Annotated in this window: 12 protein-coding genes and 1 rRNA gene (1 of these 13 cut by a window edge); 7 read left to right on the forward strand and 6 right to left on the reverse strand. The window is 62.4% G+C overall.

Annotated features, from left to right (window positions below):
• Both AVCA_RS08685 and AVCA_RS08690 read left to right on the forward strand, forming a co-directional pair.
• Positions 1-1,329, forward strand: a complete 1,329-nt coding sequence (locus AVCA_RS08685; RefSeq protein ID WP_012700528.1) for an OprD family outer membrane porin — start codon at positions 1-3, stop codon at positions 1,327-1,329.
• Positions 1,330-1,434: 105 nt separating this feature from the next.
• Complete coding sequence (locus AVCA_RS08690; protein ID WP_012700529.1) at positions 1,435-2,559, forward strand: GNAT family N-acetyltransferase; 1,125 nt, start codon at positions 1,435-1,437, stop codon at positions 2,557-2,559.
• A gap of 31 nt (positions 2,560-2,590) precedes the next feature.
• Here the strand turns inward: AVCA_RS08690 and AVCA_RS08695 are convergent, their stop codons facing one another.
• Both AVCA_RS08695 and AVCA_RS08700 read right to left on the reverse strand, forming a co-directional pair.
• Complete coding sequence (locus AVCA_RS08695; RefSeq protein WP_012700530.1) at positions 2,591-3,145, reverse strand: peptidylprolyl isomerase A; 555 nt, start codon at positions 3,143-3,145, stop codon at positions 2,591-2,593.
• A gap of 104 nt (positions 3,146-3,249) precedes the next feature.
• The gene (locus AVCA_RS08700; protein WP_041807114.1) at positions 3,250-4,176 is read right to left on the reverse strand and encodes a LysR family transcriptional regulator; all 927 of its coding nucleotides are present in this window, start codon (positions 4,174-4,176) and stop codon (positions 3,250-3,252) included.
• A 201-nt stretch (positions 4,177-4,377) separates the two neighbouring features.
• Between AVCA_RS08700 and AVCA_RS08705 the strand changes: the two genes are divergently transcribed.
• Both AVCA_RS08705 and AVCA_RS08710 read left to right on the forward strand, forming a co-directional pair.
• Positions 4,378-4,977, forward strand: coding sequence for an FMN-dependent NADH-azoreductase (locus AVCA_RS08705; RefSeq protein ID WP_012700532.1), 600 nt, complete (start codon positions 4,378-4,380; stop codon positions 4,975-4,977).
• 130 nt (positions 4,978-5,107) lie between these two features.
• Complete coding sequence (locus AVCA_RS08710; protein WP_012700533.1) at positions 5,108-6,427, forward strand: DEAD/DEAH box helicase; 1,320 nt, start codon at positions 5,108-5,110, stop codon at positions 6,425-6,427.
• A 3-nt stretch (positions 6,428-6,430) separates the two neighbouring features.
• Here AVCA_RS08710 and egtD read toward each other — a convergent pair whose 3' ends face one another.
• Complete coding sequence (gene egtD / locus AVCA_RS08715) at positions 6,431-7,393, reverse strand: L-histidine N(alpha)-methyltransferase (RefSeq protein WP_012700534.1); 963 nt, start codon at positions 7,391-7,393, stop codon at positions 6,431-6,433.
• Positions 7,394-7,395: 2 nt separating this feature from the next.
• Positions 7,396-8,673 (reverse strand): ergothioneine biosynthesis protein EgtB, encoded by a 1,278-nt coding sequence (gene egtB / locus AVCA_RS08720; protein ID WP_012700535.1) that lies wholly within the window; start codon positions 8,671-8,673, stop codon positions 7,396-7,398.
• Between the two features lie 264 nt (positions 8,674-8,937).
• On the opposite strand from egtB, the gene AVCA_RS08725 reads away from it, so the two are divergent.
• Positions 8,938-10,746, forward strand: a complete 1,809-nt coding sequence (locus AVCA_RS08725) for an ABCB family ABC transporter ATP-binding protein/permease (RefSeq protein WP_231876291.1) — start codon at positions 8,938-8,940, stop codon at positions 10,744-10,746.
• A 92-nt stretch (positions 10,747-10,838) separates the two neighbouring features.
• Here the strand turns inward: AVCA_RS08725 and AVCA_RS08730 are convergent, their stop codons facing one another.
• Together AVCA_RS08730 and AVCA_RS27235 are read right to left on the reverse strand one after the other, a co-directional pair.
• Positions 10,839-11,759, reverse strand: a complete 921-nt coding sequence (locus AVCA_RS08730) for a LysR substrate-binding domain-containing protein (RefSeq protein WP_231876290.1) — start codon at positions 11,757-11,759, stop codon at positions 10,839-10,841.
• A gap of 1,676 nt (positions 11,760-13,435) precedes the next feature.
• A complete protein-coding gene (locus tag AVCA_RS27235; RefSeq protein WP_072432631.1) occupies positions 13,436-13,684 on the reverse strand; it encodes a helix-turn-helix domain-containing protein in 249 nt (82 codons plus the stop codon).
• A 236-nt stretch (positions 13,685-13,920) separates the two neighbouring features.
• Between AVCA_RS27235 and htpG the strand changes: the two genes are divergently transcribed.
• Positions 13,921-15,828 (forward strand): molecular chaperone HtpG, encoded by a 1,908-nt coding sequence (gene htpG / locus AVCA_RS08735; protein WP_012700538.1) that lies wholly within the window; start codon positions 13,921-13,923, stop codon positions 15,826-15,828.
• Positions 15,829-16,298: 470 nt separating this feature from the next.
• A 16S ribosomal RNA gene (locus AVCA_RS08740) occupies positions 16,299-17,046 on the forward strand (it continues 788 nt past the right edge of the window).

The following is a 17,046-nucleotide window of genomic DNA, read 5'->3' on the forward strand; positions in this document are numbered from 1 at the left end:
ATGAGCAGGAAGTCGACGCTGACCCTGGCCGTGGTGGCCGGCACCCTGGGGTTGCCGATGACGGTGCAGGAAGCGGCAGCCGCGTTCATCGAGGACAGCAAGGCCTCGCTGACCTTCAAGAACTTCTATATCAACCAGGACGACCGCGATCAGGATCGCGCCCGTTCGGAAGAGTGGGGCCAGGGCTTTCTCTTCGATTTCAAGTCCGGTTTCACCGAAGGTCCCATCGGCTTCGGCCTGGACCTGATCGCCCAGGAAGCCATTCGTCTGGATGGCGGCGGCCGTTCCGGCAAGTCGGGCATCGACCGTTCTCCGGGATCGGTATTCCCGCTGGAAAGCAACGGCAAGGGCAAGACCGATTTCGGCCGGCTCAATGGAACCGGCAAGATACGCATCTCCAACACCGTGGCCGAGCTGGGCGTGCTGCGTCCCAAGCTGCCGGTGGTGGTCACCAACGACGGTCGTCTGTTGCCGCAGCTCTACCATGGCGGACAGATCACCTCCAAGGAATTCAAGGACCTGACCTTCGTCGTCGGCAAGCTCGAACACTCCACCGAGCGTAACTCCAGCGACAACTACGGGTTGTCCATCGCCGGCGCCAACAGTCTTACCAGTGGCAAGTTCAGCAACAAGTTCTACTATGGCGGCGTCGACTACAAGGTCACCAAGGACCTGATGCTGCAGTACTACTTCGGCAACCTGGAAGACTTCTACGAGCAGCACTTCTTCGGCGTGGTGCACAACTGGGAACTGCCGGCCGGCAAGCTGAAGACCGATCTGCGTTACTGGACCAGCGATTCCTCCGGCGCCAACTCGCGCGCTTCCGGCCGTGCCGAGGGCTACCGGAGTGCCGGCTACTGGAGTGCCGGTGATTCCAACAGCGGCGAGGTCGACAACGATCTGTGGAGCGCCCTGTTCACCTATACCCTGGGCGGCCACGAGCTGAAGGCCGGCTACCAGAAGAGCACCGGCGACAGCGACTTCCCCGTGCTCAACCAGGGCGGTTATTCCGTTCCGCTGATCACCGACGCCATGACCGAGAAGTTCACCCGGGTCGGCGAGCGGGTCTGGCTGGCCGGTTATGCCTACGACTTCGCCGGGCTCGGCATTCCCGGCCTGAAGAGCAGCCTGACCTATTACAGCGGCGACGAGGTCGATACCAGCAGCGACGAGAAGGAAGAGTGGGAGCGCGATTTCCGCGTGGACTACGTGGTTCCCACCGGCACCCTCAAGGGCCTCGGCCTGACCTGGCGCAGCACGGCGGTGCGCGGTATCCGCGAACGCGACGACAACCGCCTGTACGTCACCTACACCTGGAACCTGCTGTAGATCCCGTTTCCCGTACCCATCCCTGCGAGTTTCATCCGGTGTAATTCGCCCCGCCCGTCCCCGGCGGGGCTTTTTTTCGTCCGCCCGAAGGGGCAGACTGCGGACATGCCGATCATTACCCTTGCCCGCCTGTCCGACCTTCACGCCAGCGACTGGGACGCTCTGTTGCCGGGCCCCCAGCCCTTCCTGCGGCATGCCTTTCTTTCCACGCTGGAGGATAGCGGCTGCGTCGGCGGGCGCAGCGGCTGGCAGCCGGCGCACCGTCTGTTCCGCGACGAGGCCGGGCGGCTGCTGGCGGCGCTGCCGGCCTATGTGAAGACGCATTCCTACGGCGAATACGTGTTCGACTGGGCCTGGGCCGATGCCTGCCAGCGGGCCGGCATCCGCTATTACCCCAAGCTGCTCTGCGCGGTGCCTTTCACCCCGGTCGGCGGTGCGCGGCTGCTCGGCGAGACGCAGGCGGCCGGCATGCTGCTCGATGTCCTGAGCGGCGAACTGCAGGAGCAGGGACTGTCCGGTCTGCATGTGAACTTCACCGATCCGGCGGCCGATGCCCTGCTGGCCGGCCGCGAGGGCTGGCTGTGGCGGCTGGGCTGCCAGTTCCACTGGTTCAACCGGGACTACCGGGATTTCCAGGACTTTCTCGATGCGCTGGCCTCGCGCAAGCGCAAGCAACTGCGCAAGGAGCGCGAGCAGGTGGCGGGGCAGGGCATCGCGTTCGACTGGCGCGAGGGACACCAGCTCGACGAGGCCGAGTGGGACTTCGTCCATGCCTGCTATGCCAATACCTACCAGGTGCGCGGTCAGGCGCCCTACCTGACGCGCCGCTTCTTCAGCCTGCTGGCCGAGCGCATGCCCGAGGCGATTCGCGTGGTGTTGGCCCGCCGGGGCGGGCGCCCGGTGGCGATGGCCTTCAGCCTGATCGACGGCGACAGCCTGTACGGCCGCTACTGGGGCTGTCTCGCCGAGTTCGACCGCCTGCATTTCGAGACCTGTTTCTACCAGGGCATCGAGTACGCCCTGGCCCAAGGGCTCGGTCGTTTCGACGCCGGCGCCCAGGGCGAGCACAAGCTGATTCGCGGTTTCGAGCCGGTGATCACCCGCTCCTGGCATTACCTGCTGCATCCGGGACTGCGCCAGGCGGTGGCGGATTTCCTGCGGCAGGAGGAGGCCGGTGTGCTGGCCTATGCGGACGAGGCGCGGGGACAACTGCCTTTCCGGCAGGGATAGGGCGGGGTGGTTCGTCCCGCCCGGTATGCTTTCAGAGCTTTTTCGCCGAGGTGATCAGCACCGGTTCGCGCGGCACGTTGCGCATCATACCCCGCGTGCCGGTCGGCACCTGGGCGATCTGGTCGACCACTTCCATGCCGCGCACCACCTTGCCGAACACCGCGTAGCCGAAGTCGCGCGCGCCGTGGTCGAGGAAGGTGTTGTCCTTGTGGTTGATGAAGAACTGGCTGGTCGCCGAGTTCACCGCCTGGGGACGCGCCATGGCCAGGGTGCCGCGCACGTTGTGCAGGCCGTTGTCGGCCTCGTTCCTGATCGGCGGTTGGGTGGGCTTTTGCTGCATGTCGGCGGTGAAGCCGCCGCCCTGGATCATGAAGCCGGGGATGACCCGATGGAAGACGGTGCCGTCGTAGAACCCGGCGTTCACATAGGAGAGGAAGTTTTTCACGCTGATCGGCGCCTTCTCGGCTTCCAGTTCGATCTCGATTTCGCCGAGACTGGTTTCCAGCAGGACATGGGATTTTTCCGCCGCCAGCAGGTTGGCGGCGAACAGTAGGCTGCCGGTGACAAGGGCGAGTTTCTTCAGCATGTCGGACTTTCCTCGTGGTACTGCAAGGGACGGGGTCATGACGTTGGAGCGTGACCTGGGCCGGAGCGGCGGATAGCCTTTGCCCGGCCTGCCGGATGATAGCTTCAGGCGTCGGGCAGGGGGGCAGCGAAGGGGGCATCCAGCGGGGCGCTGTCGAAAGTCTTGATCAGCTCCACAAGAATCCGCGTGGCCGGGCCGAGGGGTTTGTCCTTGTCGGCGTAGAGCTGAAAGCGCGGCCGATGGGTCGCGCCTTCCGCCAGCGGCAGAGGCTTGAGCAGGCCTTCGGCGAGTTCGCGGCGGATCAGGTGGCAGGGCAGCCAGGCGAACCCCAGGCCACTGCCGACGAAGGTCGCCGCGGTGGCCAGGCTGCCCACCGTCCAGCGCTGTTCGGCACCGAGCCAGCCGATGTCGCGCGGCTGCCGGCGGCCGGTGTCGCGGATCACCACCTGCATCTGGCTTTCCAGATCGGCCGCGGTCAGGGTGCGCTGCGGACGGTGCAGGGGATGGTCGGGGTGGGCGACGGCGACGAATTCCACCTCGCTCAGCGAACTGCCCAGGTAGCCGGAAATGCTCAGGCTGGAGATGGCCAGGTCGGCTCCGCCCTCGAGCAGCACTTCCTCGACGCCGGAGAGCACCTCCTCGCGCAGGCGCACGCGACAGCCTCGGCTCTGCGGCATGAAGGCGCTCAGGGCGCGGACCAGGCGCAAGGTGGGATAGGCGGCATCCACGACCAGACGCACCTCGGCCTCCCAGCCCTGTTCCATGTGGTGGGCGAGGTCTTCCAACTGGCCGGCCTGCTTGAGCAGTTGCCGCGAGCGGCGCAGCAGCACGGTTCCGGCTTCGGTCAGTACCGCCTTGCGTCCCTCGATGCGCAACAGCGGCACGCCCAGCTGCTCCTGCATGCGCGCGATCGCATAGCTGACCGAGGACTGCGAACGGTGCAGCGCTTCGGCGGCCTGGGCGAAGCCGCCGTGGTCGACCACCGCCTGCAGGGTGCGCCATTGATCCAGAGTCACGCGGGGGGATTTCATGGGGATTTCCTCTGCCGGTCGCCGAAATTCTTGCCCTCGGGAGAGCCGGCTCGCCGACGAGCTGGCTTCTGCAAGGAGGCTTTCATGGGCTGAACCACCAATCGAGTTTACCGATGATTCAGGGCGAATTTTTGCGCTTTTTTATCGATTTGTCTTTTCCTATCCTGAGCCCATCGACCCGCTCAACCCAAGGAGAAGCCCATGTCCCGTGTTCTGGTCATCGAAAGCAGCGCCCGTCAGGAAGGTTCCGTTTCCCGCCAACTCACCGCAGAGTTCCTGGCTCGCTGGAAGGCGGCGCACCCGAACGACGAGATCGTCGTGCGCGATCTGGCGAACGAGCCGGTGCCGCATCTGGATATCGATCTGCTGGGCGGCTGGACCAAGCCCGCCGAACAGCAGAGCGAGGCGGAGAAGGCGGCGCTGGCGCGTTCCGAGCGACTGACCGGGGAACTGCTCGGCGCCGATGTGCTGGTGCTGGCGGCGCCCATGTACAACTTCGCGATTCCCAGCACCCTGAAGGCCTGGCTCGATCACGTGCTGCGCGCCGGGGTGACCTTCAAGTACACCGAGAACGGCCCGCAGGGCCTGCTGAGCGGCAAGCGTGCCTTCGTGCTGACCGCTCGCGGCGGCATCTACGCCGGCAGCCCCCTGGATCATCAGGAGCCCTATCTGCGCCAGGCGCTGGGGTTCATCGGTATCCATGACGTCAGTTTCATCCATGCCGAAGGACTGAACATGGGCGGCGATTTCCAGCAGAAGGGCTTGGCCCGGGCCAAGGAGAAGCTGGCCCAGGTAGCCTGAGTTTCCCCGCACCGGCGTACCGCCGGGGGCCGTCCGGAGTCGCGCAATATTTCGCACTCCGGACGGGTGTTCCGCCACGAGTCAGGCTAGGCTATGCAGCCGTTTCATCCGACCTGACCGAGGTAGCCCCGTGTTTTCCCAATTCGCCCTGCACGAACGCCTGCTCAAGGCGCTGGCCGAACTGAATTTCGTCGAGCCCACGCCGGTGCAGGCGGCAGCGATTCCGCCGGCTCTGGAGGGGCACGACCTGCGGGTGATCGCCCGGACCGGCAGCGGCAAGACCGCGGCCTTCGTGTTGCCGCTGCTCAACGGCCTGATCGGCGATGCCCGACCGCGGGTGAGCATCCGCGCGCTGATCCTGCTGCCGACCCGCGAGCTGGCGCAGCAGACCCTCAAGGAGGTCGAGCGCTTCTCGCAGTTCACCTTCATCAAGTCCGGACTGGTGACCGGCGGCGAGAACTTCAAGGTGCAGGCGGCGCTCCTGCGCAAGGTGCCGGACATCCTGATCGGTACGCCGGGCCGCCTGCTCGAACACCTGAACGCCGGCCATCTTGATCTGCGGGACGTGGAGGTGCTGGTGCTCGACGAGGCCGACCGCATGCTCGACATGGGCTTCGCCGAAGATGTGCAGCGCTTGGTCGAGTCTTGTGCCAACCGTCGGCAGACCCTGCTGTTTTCCGCCACCACCGGCGGTTCCGGGCTGCGCGAGATGGTCGCCAAGGTGCTGCGCGAGCCGCGGCACCTGATGCTCAACGCGGTCGGCGAACTCTCCGAGACCACTCGCCAGCAGATCGTCACGGCGGACGATCCGGCCCACAAGGAGCGCCTGGTGCATTGGCTGCTGGAGAACGAAACCTACCGCAAGGCGATCGTCTTCACCAACACCCGCGCCCAGGCGGACCGGCTCTACGGGCATCTGGTCGCCGCCGGCCACAAGGCCTTCGTCCTGCACGGCGAGAAGGACCAGAAAGACCGCAAATTGGCCATCGAACGGCTCAGGCAGGGCGGCGCCAGGGTGCTGGTGGCCACCGATGTGGCGGCACGCGGGTTGGACGTGGACGGCCTGGATCTGGTGATCAACTTCGACATGCCGCGCTCGGGCGACGAGTACGTGCATCGCGTCGGCCGCACCGGCCGGGCCGGCGCCGAGGGACTGGCGGTCTCGCTGATCTGCCACAACGACTGGAACCTGATGTCGAGCGTCGAGCGTTACCTCAAGCAACGCTTCGAGCGGCGCGTCATCAAGGGGCTCAAGGGCAGCTATCAGGGTCCGAAGAGCCTCAAGGCTTCCGGCAAGGCCGCCGGCACCAAGAAGAAAAAGACCGACGACAGGAAAGGTGGCAAAAAGCCGGCCGCCAAGGCCGCCCCCCGGCGCAAGCCGGCAGGACCGGCGCTGGTCAGCCAGGATGGCCTGGCCCCGCTCAAGCGTCGCACGCCGGCGCCGGAATGAGGGCTATTCCCGCTGCAGGTAATGCACGCTGAACAGCGCCAGCGGGTCGGTCCACATGGCCAGGGCACGGAAGCCGGCGCCATCGGCCAGGGCATGGAAGTCCTCGGCGCTGTACTTGTAGGAGTTCTCGGTGTGCAGGCTCTCGCCGGCGGCGAAGTGAAAGCGTTCGCCCTCGATCGTCACGTCTTGCGCGCGGCTGCTGACCAGGTGCATCTCGATCCGCGAGTCGGCCTGATTGAAGAAGGCGCGATGGACGAAGCTGTCCGGCTCGATGTCGCTGTCCAGTTCGCGGCGGATGCGCTCCAGAAGATTCAGGTTGAAGGCCGCGGTGACCCCGGCCCGGTCGTTATAGGCCGCTTCCAGCACGCTCCTGTCCTTGACCAGATCGACGCCTATCAGCAGACCGCCTTTCGCCGGCAGCAACTCGTGAAGATTGGCGAGAAAGGCCTGTGCCTCCCGGGGATCGAAGTTGCCGATGCTGGAGCCGGGAAAGAAGGCCAGCGGATGCTCGCCGGCGAAGCCGTCCGGCAGGCTCATCGGCCGGGAGAAATCGGCGCAGGCGGCATGCACCTCCAGCCAGGGATAGTCATCCGCCAGGCGCTGGGTGCTGGCGCACAGGAAATCCTCGGAAATGTCGATGCCCAGGTAGCTGGCAGGGTGCATGGCCTCTAGCAGCAGGCGCACCTTGCGGCTGGCGCCGCTGCCCAGCTCCACCAGACTGGCATCCCGCCCGGCGATACCGGCGATGTCACGAGCGGCGCGGGCGAGAATCAGTTCTTCGGTGCGTGTCGGATAGTATTCGGGCTGTCGGCAGATCTGCTCGAACAGCTCGGACCCGCGACGGTCGTAGAACAGCTTCGGCGGTGTCGCCTTGGGCCGCTCGGCAAAGCCGGCGAGCACCGTTTCGCGCAGGGAATGTTCGGCATTCTGCGAACGCTGGTCGTGGAAACGGATGGACAGTGGCACGCTCAAGCCTCCTTGGCCAGGCGCAGCCCGGCGAATTGCCAGCGCATGGCCGGGTAGAAGAAGTTGCGATAGGTGGCGCGGATATGCGCCCGCGGGGTGACGCAGCAGCCACCGCGCAGAACCATCTGCCCGCACATGAACTTGCCGTTGTACTCGCCGAGGCTGCCCGGTAGCGGCTTGAAGCCCGGGTAGGGGCGGTAGGCGCTGGCGGTCCACTCCCAGACATCGCCGTACAACTGGGATATCGGCGCGGCCTGTGGCGAGGCGACCGGGTGCAGGTGATCGCTCTCGAGGAGGTTGCCGGCGATCGGCTGGCTGCGGGCGGCGATTTCCCATTCCGCCTCGCTGGGCAGGCGAGCGCCGGCCCAGCGGGCATAGGCGTCGGCTTCGTAGAAACTGATGTGGCAGACCGGTGCCTGCAGGTCCAGCGGACGCAGGCCGCCCAGGGTCATTTCCAGCCAGCGGCCGTCCGTGCGCTGCCAGTACAGCGGCGCACGCCAGCCGGCCTGGCGGATCAGGTTCCAGCCATCGGCCAGCCAGAGTTCCGGGCGGGCGTAGCCGCCGTCGCCCATGAAGGCGAGGTAGTCGGCGCAACTCACCGGCCGGCTGGCCAGGCGAAAGCTTTCGAGAAACTGGCGGTGCCGTGGCGTCTCGCAATCGAAGGCGAAGCCCTCGCCGTGGTGGCCGATCTGATGCAGGCCGCCGGAGTGGTCCCGCCAGTGGGGCTCGTCCGGCAACTGCGCGGGGCCCGGCCGCAGATCGGTGCGGTAGGCCGGCCGCAGCGGGTTCTGCGCGAGGATGTGCAGGATGTCCATGAGCAGCAGTTCCTGGTGCTGCTGTTCGTGCTGCAGGCCCAGCTCGACGCGACGGACGATCTCCGCGCCATGCTCTTCCGGCGGCTGGGCGAGCAGTTCGCCCATGGCCGTGTCGACGTGCTGGCGATAGCGATAGACCTCGGCCACGCCGGGACGCGAGAGCAGGCCGCGGCTGGCGCGGGGAAAGGGCTGGCCGTGGGTCTCGTAATAGGAGTTGAACAGGTGGTCGTAGGCTTCGTCCATGACCCGGTAACCACGCAGGAAGGGCTGCAGCACGAAGGTTTCGAAGAACCAACTGACATGGGCCAGGTGCCATTTCGGCGGACTCGCATCGGGCATGCTCTGGATGACGTAGTCTTCGATCTGCAGTGGTGCGCAGATCGCCTCGCTGGTGGCGCGGATGCGCTGGAAGCGCTCCGTGAGTGCTGGCGGGGCGCTCTCACGGGGCGGCTGGGGGGACTGCATGCTTCGTCGCTCCTGGGAAATGAGCAAACCGTTCTCCTCGATGTCTTTCCGGCAGAGGGAGTGCTTGCATCCGCTGCGTGATGAAACCACGGTCGGCATGATGAGGCTCATTGGGTAGACTGCCCGGGTGCGGGACAGAGTTCCCCGGCATCGACCGGCTGTGCTGGTCGTCGAGATTGCAGTCGGCTGCCGGACGGGCCAGCATGTCCGGTCCGAAACCGGGCTTTGCGTGACAGCCTGTTCAGCCGTCGAGAGATTTTCCCCATGAGCCAAGACCATTCGGTTTCCGGAGCCGCCCCGCTGCGGCGTGCCCGCGAAGCGCGTGGCGATTTCGCGGTGATCGCCGATCTACTGCCTTATCTGCGTCCCTTCCTGGGGCGAATACTGCTGGCTCTGGGCCTGGTGTTCGTCGCCAAGCTGTGCAACCTGCTGGTGCCCGTCGTCCTCAAGCGGATCGTCGACGGTCTCAACGTCGAGCCCAGTCTGCCGATGCTGCCGGTCGGTCTGCTGCTGGCCTATGGGACTTCGCGGATCGGCGTAAGCCTGTTCACGGAACTGCGTCAGGTGGTGTTCGCCCGGGTCATGGCGCGGACTTCGCGGCAGGTCACTCTCAAGGTGTTCCGTCATCTGCACGGGCTCAGTCTGAAATTCCATCTGGGTCGGCGTACCGGCGGCGTGGCGCGCGACGTGGAGCGCGGCGGCAGCGCTATCTCCGATCTGCTCGACTGGACCCTGTATTCGATCATTCCGATTTTCCTGGAAGTGATCCTGGTCACGACCGTGCTGGTCTGGGCCTACGACTGGCGCTTCGCCGCCGTCACTCTGGCTACCCTGCTGGCCTACGGGGGCTGGACTTTCGCCATCACCGAATGGCGCACCCGCTACTATCGCGCCTCGGTGGAGGCCGATACCCGGGCCAACGAACGGGCGGTCGATTCGCTGCTCAACTACGAGACGGTCAAGTACTTCAATAACGAGGAGCACGAGGCGAGTCGCTACGACGAGAGCCTGCACCGTCTGGAGAATGCCAGGGTCAAGTCCACCACCAGCTTGGCCGTGCTCAACCTCGGCCAGGTCGTACTGGTCTCGATCGGCGTCACCGCGATGATGTGGCTGGCCGCCGCCGGGGTGGTCGGCGGCAGCATGACGGTCGGCGACCTGGTGCTGGTCAACGCCTATCTGTTGCAGCTCTCCGCGCCGCTGTTCCTGCTGGGAATGATGTACCGCGAAGTGAAGCAGGCGCTGACCAACATGGAGCGTTTGTTCGGTCTGCTCGACGAGCGCCAGGACGTGCAGGATTCGCCGGATGCCGGGCCGCTGGTCGCTACCCGGCCGAGCGTGCGCTTCGAGGCGGTGCGCTTCGGCTACGACCCGCGTCGGCAGATCCTGCACGATGTGGATTTCGAGATCCCGGCGGGTGGTACCGTGGCTGTGGTGGGACACTCGGGGTCGGGCAAGTCGACCCTGGCCCGTTTGCTGTACCGCTTCTACGACGTCGACGGCGGAGCCATCCTCATCGATGGCCGGGATATCCGCCGACTGACCCAGGCTTCGTTGCGCGGGACCATCGCCATCGTTCCCCAGGATACCGTGCTGTTCAACGACAGCATCTTCTACAACATCCGTTATGGTCGCCCGGAGGCCAGTCGCGAGGAGGTGGAGGCCGCGGCCCGCGCCGCGCACATCCATGCGTTCATCCGGAGCCTGCCCGACGGCTACGATACCCAGGTGGGCGAGCGTGGCCTGAAGCTCTCCGGTGGCGAGAAGCAGCGCGTGGCGATTGCCCGGGCGATCCTGAAGAATCCCGGCATCCTGATCTTCGACGAGGCTACTTCCGCGCTGGATTCCCAGTCCGAGCGGGCCATCCAGGCCGAACTCGAGCATATCCAGCGCGGTCGCACCACTCTGGTCATCGCCCATCGCCTATCCACGGTGATGAATGCCGACCAGATCCTGGTGATGGACGGTGGGCGGATCGTCGAGCGTGGCAGCCATGACGATCTGCTGGCCCGGGATGGCCACTATGCACGGATGTGGCAGTTGCAGCAGCGAGAGGCGGAGCGGGCAGGCTGAGTCGGGGCCTTTCCAAAGGGGCGAAGTTTTCCTGGAACACTGCGTGCCGTGAGGTACGGCCAGCCGGCTTCGCGCCGGCTGATGCGGTGGGATCAGGTTGCCAGAACGATTCCCCGTTCCTGGAGTTCTTCGAGGTTCGATCGGATGAATTGAATCAATGCGCGAATGGCAGGTGTCATGGCCCGGTGCGGTGGGGTGAGTGCCAGCAGGGGAAGGGCTGGCGGTTCGTGAGCTTCGAACAGCCGGAGCAGCCGGCCGCTGGCCAAGTCTCCGGCGCAGGCATAGAACGGCAGATGGGCCAGGCCGAGCCCGTTGCGCGCGGCGTCGAGGAGAAGCGGCAGGTTGTCGCTGCTGAAACAGGATTGGCGCAGCAGTCGCGGCGCGGCATTGCGCAGCAGCCATGGGCGAATGGCCTGCGGCGGACCGAAGCCGAGGCAGTTCCGGTCGTCCAACTCGTCGGGATGCCGGAGGTGGCCGAGCTTTTTACAGAGTTCCGGACTGGCGACTGTGACGAAGTGAACCTGACCTATGGGGTGCGCAACGATATCGGCGCTGTCTGGCGGTTGTCCCTCGAGATAGAGAAGCAAGTCGTGGCGCTGTAGCGATAGCTCCGCATGGTTGCTATGCAACCCCAAGGCGAGCCTTACCTTGGGTTGACTGCTCGCGAAGCCGAGCAGGAGTTCGCCCAGCACTTCCTGCAGTAGACTGGGAACGGCGAGGCGGATCAGTCCGGATGGGCCGCCTTGCACTTCCCGTGCGGCTCCCTCGGCAGCTTCGGTGGCGGCCAGTATGCCCAATGCGTGCCGGTACACCTGTTCGCCGGTACTGGTCATCGCAAAGCTGCGGGTACTGCGGTTCAGCAGGCGCACTCCCAATCGCTGCTCGAGTTCGATGATGCGTCGGCTCAGACGTGAGCGAGGAATGCCTGTTTCGGCGGCTGCTGCCGTGAAGCCGCCGGCTTCGATGACGCGGACTAATAGGTAGAAGTCGGAAACATTGTTCAGGGTATCCATATGGGGAAGGCCTATCCATGAGCAAAAAGCGATCATCCATCACTCTCGGCAGTGGGACGGCTTTCTCCATGCCAGTCAGGGGGCTGTTGGTTCCACGTCTTAGTGAGTGTAGTTAGCGATACTCATAAATCGAGTTACTTTTCCGTTACGGAGGGAGGCAAAGGTGCCCCGTCGCCTTGGAATATCCAGGAATGGAACCGTCGTCGCCTGGCATCAAGAGGTGTCCGGGACGGGGGGGGGCGCGGTTATGGTTGCCAGGCTCTCTTGGTACAAGGCGGAGGGCATTGTGATGTCAAGTATGCCGGTCTGACTGACTATTCATCTACGGACTGCGGTCCATGTGCTGAGCGAGCGGGTGCGTGATCATTCTGCAACCGCGAACAAGCTTGACCCGCTTGCTCAGGATGGGAACCGGGGATGTGTCGAACCTGCACTATACGGCAGGTTTCGAGGCGCCTTCCCCCGCATGGCTTGTCGAGATTTCCGCGATCTATCTCTGCTCGGACCCGGTTTCAGGCTCCGACGGAGCAGGGGTAGTCGGCGGGACAGTAGACGGGGCAGGCGTAGTAGTGGGCGCAGGTGGGGTGGGCTCCGACGGCCTCTCCTCGGTGGTGGGACTCGATGGCGGAGTGGCTGGAGCGGCGGGCGACGCTTTCTCGTCTTTCGACGAGTCACAGGCTGCCAGACCCAAGGTGGCTGCCAGCAGTACGGCATAAGCAAGGGATTTGTGCATGGAGGTCTCCTTCGATGAGCGATCACGCTATCCAGTTCGAGCATGCCGATCCCCCGAAGTTCAATGGGGGATTGTACCGGTTCTCATGGGGGTTTCTGGTATCCGGCGGAGTATTGATTCAGCAGTCGCTTTATAAGTATGCATTTGGGGCTATTTAAAATAATAATTACAGGTTTACGACTTGTGAATTCATTCTGGGTCTGGTCGCCCAGATTGTATCATTGCAACTTTTTCAAGGTTGATGCAGGTATGGGTGGTTGCGGGAAAGACGAATTCATTTGGGACGCGTAGGATGGGCTCGGCCTGGCAATACTCCGTATGCTGATGCTTCGTCTATCTATAGGGTTCTGAGTCCAGTTTCGAAAAGCTTGCCGACCGGCTGCATTACCGCAATGGAAAAATAGATCTTCACTTTGACTCAGAAGAGATACTCTTGCCTATGCAGTCGGGGCTGCTTGATGCGCCGCTTTGCAACGAAATCACTCCAGTTGTATGGGCTTTTTCGTGTGTTGCTCCCAAGCCAAGTATATGGGGATCAAATAAGATCTTCATTGATGGCAAGCTGCAACATTTTCTGGTGAAGCTGAACAAGGATACGTCGCGTGACCGGCAGGTCAGTGGTGCCATGGCGGATGGTAGCCGTGGGTCACGCCAGCCCCATGGGCAGCATGGGCCTGGTGCGCTGCAACGCCTGGCACGGGCTCTTCTTGCCGACACGCGGCCAGGTACAACCCGACGATGTCGCGCACCTTCGTGACGAAGTACGGGGCGTTGGAACGTTCGAAGTGATTGCTGCGATGCGGTTGCACACCAAAGAGGTCGAAGTAGCGCGGCCTGGCTCCTGGAGATTCCACTGGCCTGGGCCGCTGTACGCACGCGCCAATGCGTGGCTGGGTCGGGTGGAGCGTTGAGGACCTTGTCGAGCAAGGCTGCAACGGCCACGTCATCCATAGGTACATGGCCGACCCGATTTGGCCTTTTCATGCAGACCCGTCAGACCGTATTGGGCGCAGCGCTTTTTCCTGTGCGATATCGAGGGCAGGCTGATGCCGCCCCGTTGGGCGATCCGGGCGTTGGTCACACCCTCTGCCGCCAGCAGAGCAATGCGGGCTCGGCGCACCAGTGAGTGCGATGGCGAGCGACTCATCGATTGCAGCTGCGCGCTCGTCTTGCAAAGGCGTGATGCGGACATGAGGCCTTCCACGGACGAAAGGATGCCTCTCGGAGCTGCCTCACATACGTCTCTTGCAGGACCGCGCACCGGGGGAGGGCGGGTCCACCAGCTCCAGGCTCAGCCCCCAGAGCGTCCGGTCGATCGAGTTGCTCCATCTCCAAGACTGATCCGTCGCTTGAAATCTCGTCTTGACGCCCCATTTAGGGGAGTCACTAGAGTTGCAATATATGCCATCTGTATGGAGTCAGACGACCATGAGTGTGGATACTCAAAAAGAAACGCTGGGCTTCCAGGCCGAGGTGAAGCAGTTGCTTCATCTGATGATTCATTCGCTCTATTCCAACAAGGAAATCTTTCTCCGCGAGTTGATTTCCAATGCTTCCGATGCGGCCGACAAATTGCGTTTCGAGGCCCTGTCCAGGCCTGAGCTGCTTGAGGATGATGCGGAGCTGAAAATTCGCATCAGCTTTGACAAGGAGGCCAGGACCGTTACGCTTGAGGACAATGGCATCGGCATGAGCCGAGAAGACGCAATCCTCCATCTGGGAACCATCGCCAAATCCGGGACTGCTGATTTCCTGAAGAGCCTCTCGGGTGATCAGAAAAAAGACTCCCATCTGATCGGGCAGTTTGGTGTGGGGTTCTATTCTGCTTTTATCGTCGCCGAAAAGGTCGAGGTATTCAGTCGTCGGGCCGGACTGCCGGCCAGCGAAGGGGTGCATTGGGCATCGCAGGGCGAGGGTGATTTCGAGGTCTCGTCGATCGAGAAGCCCGAGAGGGGTACCAGAATCGTCCTGCACTTGAAGGAGGGGGAGGAGGAGTTCGCCGATGGATGGCGCTTGCGCAATATTGTAAGGAAGTACTCCGATCATATCGCTTTGCCCATTGAATTGCCAAAAGAGCATTTCAGTGATGATAAAGAGGATCGCTCGGCCTCAATCGAGTGGGAAACCGTAAATCGCGCCAGCGCCTTGTGGACTCGGCCTCGTAGCGAAATAAAGGACAATGAGTATCAAGAGTTCTACAAGCATATCGCTCATGACTTTCAGGATGCTCTGACCTGGACCCACAACAAGGTCGAAGGCAAGCTGGAGTACACCTCACTGCTTTATGTACCGAGCCACGCCCCCTTCGATCTCTATCACCGCGATGCACCTAAAGGGTTGAAGCTTTATGTGCAACGTGTATTCATCATGGATCAGGCTGATGAGTTTCTCCCTTTGTACTTGCGCTTCGTCAAGGGGGTAGTGGATTCCAATGATCTATCATTGAACGTATCCCGTGAAATCCTGCAGAAGGCCCCCGTCATCGACTCGATGAAGTTCGTGCTGACAAAGCGTGTGCTGGATGTGCTGGAAAAACTGGCTAAGAGCGAGCCGGAAAAATACAAGACTTTCTGGGGGGCTTTCGGTCAGGTACTCAAGGAGGGGCCGGCGGAGGACTTCGCTAACAGAGAGCGTATCGCGGGCCTTCTACGATTCGCTTCTACGAGGGATGAGTCCGGCGAACAGAGTGTTGCCCTGGCGGATTACGTGGAGCGGATGCGTGAAGGACAGGATAAAATCTATTACCTCACAGGCGAAAGCCATATCCAGATAGAAAACAGTCCCCATCTTGAAATTTTCCGCAAGAAGGGGATTGAGGTACTGCTGTTGACTGATCGCATTGATGAGTGGTTGATGGGGTACCTTACTGATTTTAGTGGCAAGCAATTTGTGGATGTTGCTCGCGGTGATCTCAACCTTGGCAAGTTGGACACAGATGAAGACAGGCAGGCTCAGAATGAAGCCGCCAAGGCCAAGGAAGGGCTGATCGAGCGCTTGAAGTCAGTACTGGACGATCAAGTGACCGAGGTACGGGTGTCGCATCGCTTGACCGAGTCGCCGGCGATTCTGGCTCTTGGCGAGCAGGACCTTGGCTTGCAGATGCGTCAGATTCTCGAGGCTAGTGGACAAAAGGTTCCGGAAGCGAAGCCGATTTTCGAGATCAACCCCGCGCATCCGCTGATTTTGAAGCTGGACACCGAGGTCGATGAGGACCGCTTCAAGGACTTCGCGCTGGTCATTTTCGATCAGGCCGTACTGGCGGCGGGTAATGGCTTGAAGAATCCCGCTGATTATGTGCAGCGCCTGAATCGGTTGCTGGTGGAGTTATCTGCCTGAGCGTTTGAGCCAGGCTCCATGACTCGGAACGGGACGCGGCTCAAATCGCTCATTGTCGAGCGAAAGTTGTGATTCTTGGGAAGTGGGTGGGTAATTTAGGTGCCCAGAAGACAGAAAATGGTTGACGTCCTGTTTTCAGGTCCTATAATGCGCCCCACTTTCCGCCCAGCAGGGCAAGCCCTTGAAAATCAAAGGGTTGGCCGTGAGGCAGGGCAGGAAAGGGTCAGCGAAGCGGATGCGAAACACGTATCGAAACGCTTGACAGGTTCACGGGCTGCGGTAGAATGCGCGGCCTCGGACGGGGAAGCCCGGTCGAAACGCTCTTTAACAAAGTGGAATCAAGCAATTCGTGTGGGCGCTTGTGGCAAGCCTGGCATCGCAAGACAGTCAGCAAGTCCAAGCGACTCGTGAATTCATGAGTTATGGCGATTGCTGAGCCAAGTTTGGGATCTTAGGGTCCGAACGAATTGAAACTGAAGAGTTTGATCATGGCTCAGATTGAACGCTGGCGGCAGGCCTAACACATGCAAGTCGAGCGGCAGCGGGACCTTCGGGTTGCCGGCGAGCGGCGGACGGGTGAGTAATGCCTAGGAATCTGCCTGTTAGTGGGGGATAACGCGGGGAAACTCGCGCTAATACCGCATACGTCCTACGGGAGAAAGTGGGGGACCCTCGGGCCTCACGCTAACAGATGAGCCTAGGTCGGATTAGCTAGTTGGTGGGGTAAAGGCCCACCAAGGCGACGATCCGTAACTGGTCTGAGAGGATGATCAGTCACACTGGAACTGAGACACGGTCCAGACTCCTACGGGAGGCAGCAGTGGGGAATATTGGACAATGGGCGAAAGCCTGATCCAGCCATGCCGCGTGTGTGAAGAAGGTCTTCGGATTGTAAAGCACTTTAAGTTGGGAGGAAGGGCGCTCGGTGAATACCCAAGCGTCTTGACGTTACCGACAGAATAAGCACCGGCTAACTTCGTGCCAGCAGCCGCGGTAATACGAAGGGTGCAAGCGTTAATCGGAATTACTGGGCGTAAAGCGCGCGTAGGTGGTTCGGCAAGTTGGATGTGAAAGCCCCGGGCTCAACCTGGGAACCGCATCCAAAACTACTGGGCTAGAGTACGGTAGAGGGTGGTGGAATTTCCTGTGTAGCGGTGAAATGCGTAGATATAGGAAGGAACACCAGTGGCGAAGGCGACCACCTGGACCGATACTGAC

The sequence above is a fragment of the Azotobacter vinelandii CA genome (assembly GCF_000380335.1).
Lineage (GTDB): Bacteria > Pseudomonadota > Gammaproteobacteria > Pseudomonadales > Pseudomonadaceae > Azotobacter > Azotobacter vinelandii.

Bases quoted from the DNA above. Each gene is read 5' to 3' on its own strand.
- AVCA_RS08705 (WP_012700532.1), top strand. From the start codon at position 4,378: ATGTCCCGTGTTCTGGTCATCGAAAGCAGCGCCCGTCAGGAAGGTTCC.
- AVCA_RS08685 (WP_012700528.1), top strand. From the start codon at position 1: ATGAGCAGGAAGTCGACGCTGACCCTGGCCGTGGTGGCCGGCACCCTG.
- AVCA_RS08700 (WP_041807114.1), bottom strand. From the start codon at position 4,176: ATGAAATCCCCCCGCGTGACTCTGGATCAATGGCGCACCCTGCAGGCG.
- htpG (WP_012700538.1), top strand. From the start codon at position 13,921: ATGAGTGTGGATACTCAAAAAGAAACGCTGGGCTTCCAGGCCGAGGTG.
- AVCA_RS27235 (WP_072432631.1), bottom strand. From the start codon at position 13,684: ATGTCCGCATCACGCCTTTGCAAGACGAGCGCGCAGCTGCAATCGATG.
- AVCA_RS08690 (WP_012700529.1), top strand. From the start codon at position 1,435: ATGCCGATCATTACCCTTGCCCGCCTGTCCGACCTTCACGCCAGCGAC.
- AVCA_RS08695 (WP_012700530.1), bottom strand. From the start codon at position 3,145: ATGCTGAAGAAACTCGCCCTTGTCACCGGCAGCCTACTGTTCGCCGCC.
- AVCA_RS08725 (WP_231876291.1), top strand. From the start codon at position 8,938: ATGAGCCAAGACCATTCGGTTTCCGGAGCCGCCCCGCTGCGGCGTGCC.
- egtB (WP_012700535.1), bottom strand. From the start codon at position 8,673: ATGCAGTCCCCCCAGCCGCCCCGTGAGAGCGCCCCGCCAGCACTCACG.
- AVCA_RS08730 (WP_231876290.1), bottom strand. From the start codon at position 11,759: ATGGATACCCTGAACAATGTTTCCGACTTCTACCTATTAGTCCGCGTC.